We start from the raw sequence: 12,325 nt of genomic DNA on the forward strand, positions 1-12,325 counted from the left end.
ACCCCCGGATCAGGCCGAGGCCTTGAGCAGCTCGCCGGCGTCGATCGTCGGGTCGCCCTTGCGCCAGTTGCAGGCGCACAGCTCATCGGATTGCAGCGCGTCCAGCACGCGCAGTACCTCGTCGACGTTTCGGCCCACGGAACCCGCGGTCGCGGAAACGAATTGGATTTCGTTGTTGGGGTCGACGATGAAGGTCACCCGGTCGGCGACGCCGTCGCCGTTGAGCACGCCGGTGGCCAGCGACAGCTCCCGCTTGATGTCCGAGAGCATCGGGAACGGCAACTGCTTGAGGTCCTCGTGCTGTGCGCGCCACTGGAAGTGGACGAATTCGCTGTCGATCGAGACTCCGAGGATCTGCGCGTCGCGGTCCTCGAACTCGTCGTTGAGCTTGCCGAACGCCGCGATCTCGGTGGGGCACACGAAGGTGAAGTCCTTCGGCCAGAAGAACACCACGCGCCACTTGCCCTCGTGGTCGTCGCTGGACACGGTCGTGAAGTAGTCGCCGGGCTCCTTGGCGTCGACCTTCGATAGATCGCCACCAATGAGGGCGACGAGCCGGTACGCCGGGAACTGGTCGCCAATGGTCAGCAAGGACATATCGCTCCTTATTGGATCTGATCAAGATTAGCTTTTCTGCCTCCCATCGTGCCGCGAGCGCTGTCTAAAGTAAACGTGATATATAGCACTATGCTTATAGGTATGACCGATAAGAGCTATCAGCCGACCATCGCCGGCCTGCGCGCATTCACGGCGGTCGCGGAGAAGCAGCATTTCAGCGGCGCCGCAACGACTCTCGGCGTGAGCCAGTCGACCTTGTCGCAGGCGCTGGCGGCCCTGGAGGCGGGCCTGGGCACCCAGCTGGTCGAGAGGTCGACGCGGCGTGTCTTCTTGACAGCGGAGGGCGAACAGCTTTTGCCGCGCGCCCTGGCCGCGGTCGACGCGGTGGACGCGTTCACCGCCGCCGCGGCAGGCGCGTCGGATCCGCTGCAGGGCACCCTGCGCCTGGGACTGATTCCCACGGTGGCGCCCTACGTGCTGCCGACGGTGCTGGCCGGGCTCGCCCAGCGGATGCCCGCGCTGGCGTTGCGGGTGATCGAGAATCAGACCGAACGGCTGCTGGCCGCCCTGCGCGAGGGCGCATTGGACACGGCGCTGATCGCCTTGCCCGCCGGCACCGCCGGGGTGACCGAGATCCCGATCTACGACGAGGATTTCGTGCTCGCGCTGCCGCCCGGGCATCCGCTGTCGAACAAACGCCGGGTGCCGGCGACGGCGCTGGCCGAGCTGCCGCTGCTGTTGTTGGATGAGGGCCACTGCCTGCGCGATCAGGCGCTGGACGTCTGCCACAAGGCGGGTGTGCGGGCGGAGCTGGCCAACACCAGAGCGGCGTCGCTGGCGACCGCCGTGCAATGCGTGACCGGCGGATTGGGCGTGACGCTGATCCCGCAGAGCGCGGTGCCGGTCGAGGCCGCCAGGAGCCGGCTCGGGCTCGCGCGGTTCGCCGCACCCCGCCCGGGACGGCGGATCGGCCTGGTGTTTCGCTCGTCGAGCGGTCGCGACGAGTCCTACCGGCACCTGGCCGCGACGATCGGCGAATTGATCAGCGCCGAGCACCAGGTGCGCCCAGTCAGATAGCCGTCCGCCGACTGTAAGTTTCAGCCTATGGAAAAGGTAATCGCCGTGCTGATGCGCGCCGAGCCGGACGACGACTGGTGCACCCGGCAGCGGGGACCGGTCGCCGACGCGCTGTTGAACCTGGGCGTGCCCGGGCTGTCTGTCAATGTCCGCGACGGTGCGGTGCGCCACTCACTGATGACGCTGACCACGCTGGACCCGCCGGTCGCCGCGGTGATCAGCCTGTGGACCCAACAGTGCTACGGCGACCAAACCGCGTCGGCGCTGAAGCTGCTCGCGGCCGAGTGTGAGCAGCTCGCCGCCTACCTGGTGACGGAATCGGTTCCGTTGAGCGCGCCCGCGGTCGAGTCCGGCGCTCGCACACCGGGTTTGGCCAACATCGCGTTGCTTCGCAGGCCGCCCGCCTTGGACCAGGAGGCCTGGCTGACCCGTTGGCAGCGTGATCACACATCGGTGGCCATCGAGACGCAATCGACGTTCGGCTACACCCAGAACTGGGTGGTGCGCACCCTCACCCCCGACGCACCGGGAATCGCGGGCATCGTGGAGGAGTTGTTCCCCGCGGAGGCGATCACCGATCTGAAGGCGTTCTTCGGTGCCGCCGACGACAACGACCTGCAGCACCGGATAAGCCAAATGGTCGCCAGCACAACCGCATTCGGTGCCAACGAGAACATCGACACCGTGCCAACCAGCCGCTACGTCTTCAAGACGCCGTTCAACGATTGAGGAACTCACATGACGACATTGCGCGAAGCGGTGGCACTGGCGGCGGCGGAACGTGGTCTGGCGGTGGTGTCCACCGTCCGCGCCGACGCAACGGTGCAAGCCTCCCTGGTCAACGTTGGCCTGTTGGCGCACCCGGCAACCGGTGAACCGGCGCTGGGGTTTACCACCTACGGCAAGGTCAAGCTCGCCAACCTTCGGGCGCGGCCGCAGATAACCGTGACGTTTCACAAGGGATGGCGGTGGGCCACCGTCGAGGGCCGCACGGAGCTGGTCGGTCCCGACGACGCGCAGCCCTGGCTGACGGACGCCGATCGGTTGCGGCTCCTGCTTCGGGAGGTCTTCACGGCCGCGGGCGGCACCCACGACAACTGGGGCGAGTATGACCGGGTGATGGCCGAGGAGCGGCGCGCGGTGGTGCTGATCGTGCCGACCCGCGTCTACGGCAGCGGCTAAACCCGGGGAGCTAGGCTGCAAGCCGTGACGCTGCTGATCGACGACCAAAAACGGGTGCGCACCCTCACGCTGAACCGGCCCGAGGCGCTCAACGCCTTCAACGAAGCCCTCTACGACGCCACCGCCGAGGCGCTGTGGGCCGCCGCCGACGATCCGGAGGTCGCCGTCGTCCTGCTGACCGGCACCGGCCGCGGGTTCAGCGCGGGCACGGACCTCGCCGAGATGCAGGCACGCATCACGGACCCCAATTTCACGCCGGGAAAGCACGGCTTCATCGGACTGATCGATGCGCTCAGCGCGTTTCCCAAGCCGTTGATCTGCGCGGTCAACGGCGTCGGCGTCGGGATCGGCGCCACCATCCTCGGCTACGCCGACCTGGCATTCATGTCGTCGACGGCGCGCCTGAAGTGTCCGTTCACCAGCCTGGGCGTGGCACCCGAGGCGGCATCGTCATACCTGCTGCCGCAGCTGGTGGGCCGGCAGAACGCCGCCTGGCTGCTGATGTCCTCGGAGTGGATCGACGCCGACGAGGCGTTGCGGATGGGCCTGGTCTGGCGGGTCTGCGATCCGGACGAGCTGCTGCCCGAAGCCCGTCGGCATGCCGAAATCCTTGCGGCGCGGCCGATCTCGAGCCTGATGGCCGTCAAGCACACGATGGTGGAACCGATCCGTCCGGAGATCGCCGCGGCCAGCGCGCGGGAAAACGCCCACTTCGCCGAACTGATGGGGGCCCAGGCCAATGCCGCGGCCCTGGCGGACTTCACCAACCGGCGCTAACCGGCTATCGCGAGGGAGCGGGCTCGAATTCGTGTGCCGCGGCGATGATCGCGCGGAGCGTGCGCCTGCAACGCCCGCAATCGCCGCCGGCCCCACAGGCGGCGGCAACCTCTTTCGACGTGGACGCACCCCGCGCGACGGCGTCGGACACGGTCTGGGTGGTTGCCCCCACGCACAGACACACGTACATCAGGACACTCCCCGCATGCGCGCGTGAGCCGAGCGAACAAGCCACATAGTTAGTAGAGTCTAACCTAAGTTGCTTAGCGAAGTCTAACCTAACCAGGCGGCGGAATTCATTCGGGCGACACACTGAGCCCAGCCATACCTTGCTGGAAGATTCGAAACTGGCGTGGCAAAGTGCTGCTGGTAGCCCAAGCCCACTGGTGTGCTCCAGCCCAGCCTGCCAGCCCCGGCCGGACGGCACAGCCGTTTACACCGTAGGAGTGATCATGCAAGGTGATCCGGATGTTTTGCGCCTGCTCAACGAGCAATTGACGAGTGAGCTGACCGCCATCAACCAGTATTTTCTGCATTCCAAGATGCAGGAAAACTGGGGCTTCACCGAATTGGCGAAACACACGCGCGCGGAGTCCTTCGACGAAATGCGGCACGCCGAGGAGATCACCGATCGCATTTTGCTGCTCGACGGCCTGCCAAACTACCAGCGCCTCGGATCACTGCGCGTCGGGCAGACGCTGCGCGAACAGTTCGAAGCCGACCTGGCCATCGAATTCGACGTGTTGAATCGCCTCAAGCCGGGAATCATCATGTGCCGGGAGAAGCAGGACACCACCAGCGCCGTACTGCTCGAGAAGATCGTGGCCGACGAGGAATTGCACGTCGACTACCTGCAGACCCAGCTGGAACTGATGGACAAGTTGGGAGAGGAGCTCTACTCGGCGCAGTGCGTCTCCCGTCCACCGACCTGACGTGGCCTGATGAGCCGCCGACCGCGGCCGGCAAGCCGGCCGGCGCCGCCAGGACGTGTCCGCCCGAAATCCGCAGTGCGGGCGTAGCATCACACGCCATGAGCCGAATCGGAACATTCGCCGACGACGACCTGGCGGGCTGGTTTTCGAAATCGCCCGACCTCGGCGGCGCGCTCGCCGGCTTCAGCCAGGCCGTCTACACCAAGAACCGGCTGCCGTTGCGCACCCGTGAGCTGGCGCGCACGGTGATCGCCCACCACAACGTGTGCGTCGTCTGCGTCAACACCCGCGACGCCGACGGGCCCGCCGAAGGTGTCGACGAGGAGCTCTACGAGCACGCACTGCAGTGGCGCACCTGGCCCGGCTACAGCGAGCAGGAGCGGCTGGCAGCCGAGTTCGCGGACCGATTCGCCACCGAGCACACCGCGCTACGCGACGACGAAGACTTCTGGAGCCGCTGCGCCGAGCATTTCTCCGACGAATTGCTCGCCGACCTCGCCCTCTCGTGCGCGTTGTGGATCGGCATGGGACGGGTCCTGCGGACCCTCGATATCGGCCAGGCCTGCAAGCTCACCTTGCCCAGCCGCGCATAGCCGCCACGGGCCGAGAGCCACGCGCCGGCATGACAGCGACACCGCTTGCCGCCGCGGCGATCGCGCAACTGGAGGCCGAGGGCGTCGACACCGTCATCGGCACCGTCGTGAACCCCGCCGGCCTCACCCAGGCCAAGACGGTGCCGATCCGGCGGACCAACACCTTCGCGGATCCCGGCCTGGGCGCCAGCCCCTCCTGGCATGCCTTCGCCATCGACCAGACCGGCATCGCATTCACCGACGACGTCGGCGTGGTCGGAGACCAGCGGCTGCGCATCGACCTGTCGGCCCTGCGCATCATCGGCGACGGGCTGGCGTGGGCGCCGGCCGCATTCTTCGAACAGGACAGCACACCGGTTCCCGCGTGCAGCCGCGGAACGCTGGGCCGGATGGAGGCCGCGCTCAAAGAAGCCGGCCTCGACGCGGCGATCGGCCACGAAATCGAATTCCTTCTGGTCGGCCCCGACGGGGGCCGGCTGCCGTCCGTGCTCTGGGCGCAGTACGGCCTCGCCGGCGTGCTCGAGCATGAAGCCTTCGTGCGCGACGTCAATGTCGCGGCCACGGCGGCCGGCATCGCGATCGAGCAGTTTCATCCCGAGTACGGGGCCAACCAGTTCGAGCTCTCGTTGTCGCCGTTGGCCCCGGTGGCCGCGGCCGATCAGCTGGCATTGACCAAGCTCATCATCGGCCGGGCCGCCCGCCGCCACGGGCTGCGCGTCAGCCTGTCGCCGGCGCCCTTCGCGGGCAGCGTCGGATCCGGTGCGCACCAGCACTTTTCGCTGACCAAGGCGGGTCCGCTATTTTCCGACGGAACCGGCGCGGCGGGCATGACACCGGCGGGCGAGAGCGCCGTGGCGGGGGTGGTTCGCGGGCTCCCCGAAGCCCAGGGCATTCTGTGCGGATCGATCGTGTCCGGTTTGCGGCTGCGGCCCGGCAACTGGGCCGGGGCCTACGCCTGCTGGGGCACCGAAAACCGTGAGGCGGCAGTGCGGTTCGTCAAGGGCGGGCCCGGCAGCCCGCTCGGCGCCAATGTCGAGGTGAAGGTCGTCGATCCCTCGGCGAACCCGTACCTCGCATCCGCGGCGATCCTCGGCCTGGCGCTGGACGGAATCCAGCGCCAGGCGGCACTCCCGCCAGAAACCACGGTAGACCCGGCGAACCTTTCCGAGCCCGACCGTAACCGCGCCGGTATCGTGCGCCTGCCGCAGGCTCAGGCGGATGTCATTGCCGCACTGGATAATTCGACGCTGCTGCGGAGCATCCTGGGCGATCCCGTGGTCGACGTGGTGGTCGCGGCCCGCCGGCTGGAGCATGAGCGCTACGGTGGCCTCGACCCCGAGCAGCTGGCGGACAAGTTCCGCATGGCCTGGAGCCTGTGACACAGCTCGCCATGAGTCCTGACCCTTCCGCGCTGGCACAACACATCGACGACGTGGTATTGGTCGATCAGCACGTGCACGGGTGCTGGCTGACGGCGGGGGACCGGCGACGGTTCGAGAACGCCCTCAACGAGGCCAATACCGAACCCCTCGCGGATTCGGGTTTCGACTCCCAGCTCGGCTTCGCGGTGCGCGCCCACTGCGCACCCCTCCTGGGCCTACCCAAACACGTTGATCCACAGGACTATTGGGAGCGGCGCCGGCAATACGGCGAGCCGGAACTGGCCCGGCTGTTCCTGCCCGCCGCCAAGGTGACCGACTGGCTGGTGGACACCGGAATCGACGGCCACATCGCCGGCGTGCCCGGCATGGCCGAATTGTCCGGCGCCCACGCCCACGAGGTCGTTCGCCTCGAGCAGGTGGCCGAGCAGGCCGCGCAAGCGCCGGGCGACTACGCGTCGGCGTTCGAGGAGATCCTGCGCCGGCGCGCGGCCGCGGCGGTCGCCACCAAGTCGATCCTGGCCTACCGGGGCGGGTTCGACGGCGACCTGACCGAGCCGCCGGCGTCGCAGGTCGCCGAGGCCGCCGCCCGGTGGCGCGATGCCGGCGGGATCCGGTTGCGGGATCGGGTCCTGCTGCGTTTCGGATTACACCGGGCGCTGCGGCTTGGCAAGCCGCTGCAATTCCACGTCGGCTTCGGCGACCGGGACTGCGATCTGCACAAGGCCAATCCGCTTCTCCTGCTCGACTTCCTGCGCCAGTCCGGTGACACGCCGATCGTGCTGCTGCACTGCTATCCCTACGAGCGCGAAGCCGGCTATCTCGCGCAGGCCTTCAACAACGTCTATGTCGACGGCGGGCTGAGCGTGAACCATCTGGGGGCTCGGGCACCGGCGTTCATCGCCCGGCTGCTGGAGATGGCGCCCTTCCGCAAGGTCCTCTACTCGTCGGACGGATACGGTCCCGCGGAGCTGCATTTCCTGGGATCGGTGTTGTGGCGCAAGGGTATTCACCGCGTACTGCGTGGTTTCGTGGACGGCGGCGACTGGAGTGAGGCTGATGCGATCCGGGTGGTCGACCTTGTCGCGCACGCCAACGCTGCCCGCGTGTATCGCCTCGACGCCGCGGGTCGGCGATGAGACACCGCGCTTTAAAGCGGAACGAACCGCCGCAGCTTCCCGCTGGCGCGGTCGGTGCCGAATCTTTTCCTGGGCCTGTCGATCATGAACGGACCGGATCCGCTGGATCCGCACGCGGTGCCGGCCCCGCTGGACGATCCCGACCGGATCGGCCTCGGTGGGCTGCGCGTCGCCACCTACCTCGACGACGGCACCGGCGAGGTCGCCGCGGTGGTGACCGCCGCCGTCGTTCGCTGCGGAACTTCCCGGATGGGTTGCCCATCGGGGTTCAGGTCGTCGCCGGGCCGTGGCAGGACGCCACGGCGCTGGCCGTCGCCGGCCACCTGGAGAAGGTGTTCGGCGGTTGGCGGCCCCCACCGCTCGTCGACACGCTTTAGACCAAGCCGGTCGCATCCACAACCCATGACATATCCGCGCCGGCAAGGCTCTCGAAGTAGTTGGGCGGCGCGAAGCCGGTCAGGCTGTTCATGTCCCAATAGTCTTTCCAGACAGCGATTTTCGCGTCACCGTTCTGCCAGACCACCTGGTGGACGGTGACGAACCTCAGCACGCCTTGCTCACCAGTCGGGAAGGTCCACGTCTCCGAGTGCTCGTACATGACGTCGGAGCCGTTGGTCAGCAGCAGGCCGTCATGGTTCTCGTAACCGGCCAGCGGCTGTAGCCCGACCTTGAGCCGTTTCACAATGTCGTCGGGACCGCGTGCCGCCGCCGCCGGGAGCGGCATGTCGACGTAGAGGCAGTCCTCGGCCAAAAACGTCTTCACCGCATCCCAATCCCGACGCGAAAGTGCCTGCCACAGCCCGAGTACGACATCGCGGACCGCGATCGTGGAAACGTCCGTCATAGCGGCCAATAAACTCGATCGCAAGAGGGGTGTCAACCCCGCCGGTCAATATGCGACCCGGAACCCGCTCTAGGCGTCGACCTGGGCCATCGACCGCGCCGGCCCCAAGGTCACCGGCAGCGTCGACCAGCCGCGCAGCACCCGCGTGTCCCGCCTGCTGCCGGCGCCCGCCACCCGCGCCTCGGGAAAACGGTCGAAGAAGGCGCGCAGCCCGACCTCGCCCTCGGCGCGCGCAAGGGCGGCGCCCAGGCAGAAGTGCCGGCCCCCGGAGAACGCGAGATGCCTTCCCGCGTTTGGCCTTTCGATGTCGAAGCGGTGCGCATCGGGGAACACCGACGGATCCCGATTCGCGGCGGCCAGATAGATGACGACCAGCTCGCCGCGCCGGATCCGCATGCCCGCCACCTCGACGTCTTTGAGCGCCACCCGCGCGGTGAGCTGCACCGGTGACTCCAGTCGCAAGATCTCTTCGACGGCGTTGGGCCACAATTCGGGACGTTGGCGCAGCGTGTCCAGATGCTCGGGCGCATCCAGCAACATGCGAATCCCGTTGCCCAACAGGTTCACCGTGGTCTCGAACCCGGCGGCCAGCACCAGGCCGGCGATGGCCTGCAGCTCGGTCTCGTTCAGATGCGTTTCGGCGGAGCCGCTTTCGGCCGTCTGGATCAGCTGGCTCATCAGGTTGTCGCCTGGGGCGCGGCGCAATTCGCGCAGGTGGCCGGCGAGCCAGACGTTGAATCCGGCGATGCCGTCCTGCACGCTCCGGTACTGCCGCCACGGCAACCCAATGTCCAGGCTCGGCGCGGCCAGTTCACCGAATTCGAGGACGCGCCTTCGGTCTTGCTCGGGCACGCCCAAGATGTCGCTGATGATCGCGACCGGAAGCTGCGAGCAATACCGTCCGACGATGTCTACGACAACGGAGACATCGGCCTGCCGGGACAGCTGGTCCAGGAGATTGACCGCGGTCTGTTCGACCCGGTCGCGCAATGCGGCGACGGCCCGCGGCGTGAACACCGCCGATACCGTCTTGCGGTAGCGGGTGTGGTCCGGCGGCTCGACGGCCAGCAACGATGGTTCGCGCAGCGGGTGCAGGAGATCGTCGCGGGTGCGGCGCTCGAGCCAGCGCACCGGTGCCGGCAGATTCGAGCCCATGTTCACCACCCGAAAGTCGTCGGACCGCAGCAGCTCATGGGCCAGCGCGTGGTCGGTCGTCACATAATTGACGCGACCATGCACCAACGGGCCCCGGGCCCGCAGTTGGTCGTAAAACGGTACCGGATCGGCGGCGACCGTCGGATCGGCGATCAACCTGGCCTGCAATTCACCCCGTCGCATACCGATCGCCGCGACGCCGCGGACGAAACCGTGCATCGCCAGCCAGTGCAGTCTCTCCCTCACCGGTCCTCCATCGATCCGTGGTCTTCACCCAGCGTAGGCCGGAAATCCTCGAGGGCTCAGCACTCGGCGGTGATCTTGAAGTCCGTCGTGATGACCTTGTTGGGATTGCTGCTGTTGATGCCGTAGGCGCTGCCGGTGATGGTGTATGCACTGTTGGTGACGTCGGCGTGCGCGTCTCCCACCCCACCCTGCCAGAAGCTGCCGGTGAACCCGTCGACGTTGTGGATCTTCACCCACTGGGGGATGGCCCGGTAGCCGCTGAGCAGCACCACCGCTTCAACCTGGCCGTCGTGGTCGCGGACGTCGATGGTCCGGTACGACTGGATTTGGCTGCAGGCCGGGGGACGTGCCGTGTGGGTGGCACCGTCGATGGTCAGGCGGGCGCCCGCGCGCGGCGTTGTCTGCGCCGGCGCGCACCCCGCGACGCCGACGGCCATCAGGGCAAAGGCGACCGCCACCAACCGATTCTGCACCAGCTCTTCTCCTTTACTGCCGTTTCGGCATCAGCGCGGGTAGGGATTTGACGATGCGACCCCGCACGAACTCCGGGCTCACGCCCTTGAGCAGGTCGATCAGGCGAATGCTCTTGGGCACGTACCAATGCAGCCGCGTCGGATGGTGGTAGGCCTGCCACGCCGCCTCCGCGACGCTGCTCGCGGGCATCAGCCGGAACATGCCCTTCTTGGGCGCGCTGGCGCGGAGGTCCTCGGCGGACATCCGCGTCCCCCCGTCGTCGGAGTGGTTGGTGGTCGCGGTGAGGATGGCGGTGTCGATCAGACCCGGCAGTACGTCGGCGACGCGCACGCCATGTCGCTGCCATTCCACGCTCAGCGCCTCGGTCAACCCCTTGACCGCATGCTTGGTCGACGAGTACACCGCGATGCGCGGCATGCCGTAGGTGCCCGAGGACGACGACGTCGAGAACATCAGGCTGCCGGGCGTCTTCTTGAGGTGGGGCAGCGCGGCGTAGGCGCCGGTCAGCACCGCTTTGAAGTTCACCTCGACGACGCGCATCGCGGCGTCGTAGGGCACGTCCTCGAACCAGCCGGATTCGCCGATGCCGGCGTTGTTCCACATCATGTCGAGCCCGCCGTCGGCGTTGCCGGCACAGAAGTCGGCTAGGGCGCCGTCCAGGGCGGCCTTGTCCGTCACGTCGACGGCGCGGGTCCACAGCCGGTCGTCGCCCAGTTCCTGCTTCAGCGTCGCCAGGCCGTCGTCGTTGCGGTCCACCGCACCAACGCGCCAGCCCCTGATATGGAAGAGCTTCGCGCCCTCGCGGCCCATGCCGCTGCCGGCGCCGGTGATGAAGACCGATTTCACGACGCGTCAGTCCGCCTCGACGACGTCTTTGATGCGGTTCAGCGTCTTGGTCATGTCACGGACGTTGCGGCGCTTGCGCAGAAAGCCCCCGAACAACCAGTACGCGCCGAGCCACGGCGCCGGGTTGAGCCGAAACGACTCGGTGACGTCGGTGCCGCCGCCGCTGGGTGCCAATCGGTAGTGCCAGTTGTTCACCGCCCTGTCGCCGAGCATGACCGCGAATCCGAACTCGCGGCCCGGTTCGCACGCGGTCACCTTACACGTCGTCCAATAGACCGGCCCGATCTCGTTTCGCCGAACGTGACCGCGGAATTTGGCGCCGAGCGCCGGGCCCGTCGCGTCGCCCAGCCACTCGGCCTCAAAGACTTCCGGAGAAAATTTTCCGGTGTTGCGCACGTCGGCGATCAGATTCCAGATCTTGTCCGCGGGCGCCGCCATGTGAACTGTCGCCGAACCTTCCATGGCCTGATCCAAACACAGCTTCGTGCTCGGTCATAGACCACAAGGGCCGAAGGCGCCGAGATTTGTTAATGCGGGACGGCCGCCTGAATGAGCCCGTTGATGATCTGCTTGATGCCCTGCGCCGGGTGCGAATACCACGCGAGCGGAAGGCCCGAGGCGGCGCCGCACTTCGGCCATGGCTCCAGCCCCTCCTCGGCGAAAAGCCGGTTGGCCACGGCGATCTGCTGCTCCCTGGATGCGGTCGCGGGGTTGCCGACACCGCCGTATTGGGCCCAGGTGCTCGGCTTGAATTGCAGGCCACCGTATTCGCCGTTTCCGGTGTTGGCGTGCCAGTTACCACCGGACTCGCATTGCGCGACCGCGTCCCAGTTGGGGGCTAGGGGGGCGGCGTTGGCCACGCCGGTGGATGAAGTCAGCGACACTGCAACTATCCCGCCCACCATGGCGGACTTGACGAGAGCTTTGCAGAGCTTTCTCATGTCAAGCATTTCGCCCGGCGTGTCCGAAGCGTTACCGATTCGAAAATGTCGCGAGATAGGCCATCTATCTGCCGAAATGGCTGATCAACGGCCAAAAGAAAGCCTTAGAAAGCTTTAGAAATTAATGAGAAATGATTAAATCAACCCTGGCAATACGATTCTTGACCTGCGAAAGGACAGCG

General features: G+C 67.0%; 17 protein-coding genes. 9 read left to right on the top strand and 8 right to left on the bottom strand.

Annotated elements, in window-relative coordinates:
• Positions 1-9: 9 nt before the first annotated feature.
• Positions 10-597: a peroxiredoxin gene (locus K3U93_RS12750; protein WP_083009569.1), complete on the bottom strand. Its 588-nt coding sequence runs from the start codon at positions 595-597 to the stop codon at positions 10-12.
• Between the two features lie 102 nt (positions 598-699).
• Between K3U93_RS12750 and K3U93_RS12755 the strand changes: the two genes are divergently transcribed.
• From K3U93_RS12755 to K3U93_RS12770, 4 genes are read left to right on the top strand one after another with little or no spacing between them, the layout of a single operon-like run.
• On the top strand, positions 700-1,635 hold the full coding sequence (locus K3U93_RS12755; RefSeq protein ID WP_083009567.1) for a hydrogen peroxide-inducible genes activator: 936 nt from the start codon (positions 700-702) through the stop codon (positions 1,633-1,635).
• A gap of 27 nt (positions 1,636-1,662) precedes the next feature.
• Positions 1,663-2,364: an EthD domain-containing protein gene (locus K3U93_RS12760; RefSeq protein WP_083009565.1), complete on the top strand. Its 702-nt coding sequence runs from the start codon at positions 1,663-1,665 to the stop codon at positions 2,362-2,364.
• A gap of 9 nt (positions 2,365-2,373) precedes the next feature.
• Positions 2,374-2,817: a TIGR03618 family F420-dependent PPOX class oxidoreductase gene (locus K3U93_RS12765; protein ID WP_083009563.1), complete on the top strand. Its 444-nt coding sequence runs from the start codon at positions 2,374-2,376 to the stop codon at positions 2,815-2,817.
• 24 nt (positions 2,818-2,841) lie between these two features.
• Complete coding sequence (locus K3U93_RS12770; protein ID WP_083009559.1) at positions 2,842-3,594, top strand: enoyl-CoA hydratase/isomerase family protein; 753 nt, start codon at positions 2,842-2,844, stop codon at positions 3,592-3,594.
• A gap of 4 nt (positions 3,595-3,598) precedes the next feature.
• Here K3U93_RS12770 and K3U93_RS12775 read toward each other — a convergent pair whose 3' ends face one another.
• Positions 3,599-3,784 carry a (2Fe-2S)-binding protein gene (locus K3U93_RS12775; protein ID WP_083009558.1) on the bottom strand — a complete coding sequence of 62 codons (186 nt, stop codon included), beginning with the start codon at positions 3,782-3,784 and terminating at the stop codon, positions 3,599-3,601.
• Between the two features lie 262 nt (positions 3,785-4,046).
• Between K3U93_RS12775 and bfrA the strand changes: the two genes are divergently transcribed.
• From bfrA to K3U93_RS25245, 5 genes are all read left to right on the top strand, one after another.
• Positions 4,047-4,526, top strand: coding sequence for a bacterioferritin BfrA (gene bfrA, locus K3U93_RS12780; protein WP_071511898.1), 480 nt, complete (start codon positions 4,047-4,049; stop codon positions 4,524-4,526).
• 98 nt (positions 4,527-4,624) lie between these two features.
• Positions 4,625-5,119, top strand: coding sequence for a carboxymuconolactone decarboxylase family protein (locus K3U93_RS12785; RefSeq protein WP_083009797.1), 495 nt, complete (start codon positions 4,625-4,627; stop codon positions 5,117-5,119).
• A 29-nt stretch (positions 5,120-5,148) separates the two neighbouring features.
• A complete protein-coding gene (locus K3U93_RS12790) occupies positions 5,149-6,498 on the top strand; it encodes a type I glutamate--ammonia ligase (RefSeq protein ID WP_083009556.1) in 1,350 nt (449 codons plus the stop codon).
• Between the two features lie 11 nt (positions 6,499-6,509).
• Positions 6,510-7,637 carry an amidohydrolase family protein gene (locus K3U93_RS12795; RefSeq protein ID WP_083009555.1) on the top strand — a complete coding sequence of 376 codons (1,128 nt, stop codon included), beginning with the start codon at positions 6,510-6,512 and terminating at the stop codon, positions 7,635-7,637.
• 254 nt (positions 7,638-7,891) lie between these two features.
• Positions 7,892-8,014, top strand: a complete 123-nt coding sequence (locus K3U93_RS25245) for a hypothetical protein (protein ID WP_254893549.1) — start codon at positions 7,892-7,894, stop codon at positions 8,012-8,014.
• Here K3U93_RS25245 and K3U93_RS12805 read toward each other — a convergent pair.
• The 6 genes from K3U93_RS12805 to rpfC all read right to left on the bottom strand — a co-directional run bounded on the left by K3U93_RS12805 (position 8,011) and on the right by rpfC (position 12,152).
• Positions 8,011-8,481: a limonene-1,2-epoxide hydrolase family protein gene (locus K3U93_RS12805; RefSeq protein WP_083009554.1), complete on the bottom strand. Its 471-nt coding sequence runs from the start codon at positions 8,479-8,481 to the stop codon at positions 8,011-8,013. The two genes, K3U93_RS25245 and K3U93_RS12805, sit on opposite strands and share 4 nt — an antisense overlap.
• Before the next feature lie 69 nt (positions 8,482-8,550).
• The gene (locus K3U93_RS12810) at positions 8,551-9,882 is read right to left on the bottom strand and encodes a cytochrome P450 (protein ID WP_071511883.1); all 1,332 of its coding nucleotides are present in this window, start codon (positions 9,880-9,882) and stop codon (positions 8,551-8,553) included.
• Between the two features lie 56 nt (positions 9,883-9,938).
• Positions 9,939-10,355, bottom strand: coding sequence for a lipoprotein LpqH (locus K3U93_RS12815; RefSeq protein ID WP_071511884.1), 417 nt, complete (start codon positions 10,353-10,355; stop codon positions 9,939-9,941).
• A 13-nt stretch (positions 10,356-10,368) separates the two neighbouring features.
• Complete coding sequence (locus K3U93_RS12820) at positions 10,369-11,202, bottom strand: SDR family oxidoreductase (protein WP_083009553.1); 834 nt, start codon at positions 11,200-11,202, stop codon at positions 10,369-10,371.
• 6 nt (positions 11,203-11,208) lie between these two features.
• On the bottom strand, positions 11,209-11,682 hold the full coding sequence (locus tag K3U93_RS12825) for an SRPBCC family protein (RefSeq protein WP_176219893.1): 474 nt from the start codon (positions 11,680-11,682) through the stop codon (positions 11,209-11,211).
• Between the two features lie 47 nt (positions 11,683-11,729).
• Positions 11,730-12,152, bottom strand: a complete 423-nt coding sequence (rpfC, locus tag K3U93_RS12830) for a resuscitation-promoting factor RpfC (protein ID WP_083009552.1) — start codon at positions 12,150-12,152, stop codon at positions 11,730-11,732.
• Positions 12,153-12,325 lie beyond the last annotated feature (173 nt).

Origin of the sequence: Mycobacterium malmoense (assembly GCF_019645855.1) — a bacterium.
GTDB lineage: Bacteria > Actinomycetota > Actinomycetes > Mycobacteriales > Mycobacteriaceae > Mycobacterium > Mycobacterium malmoense.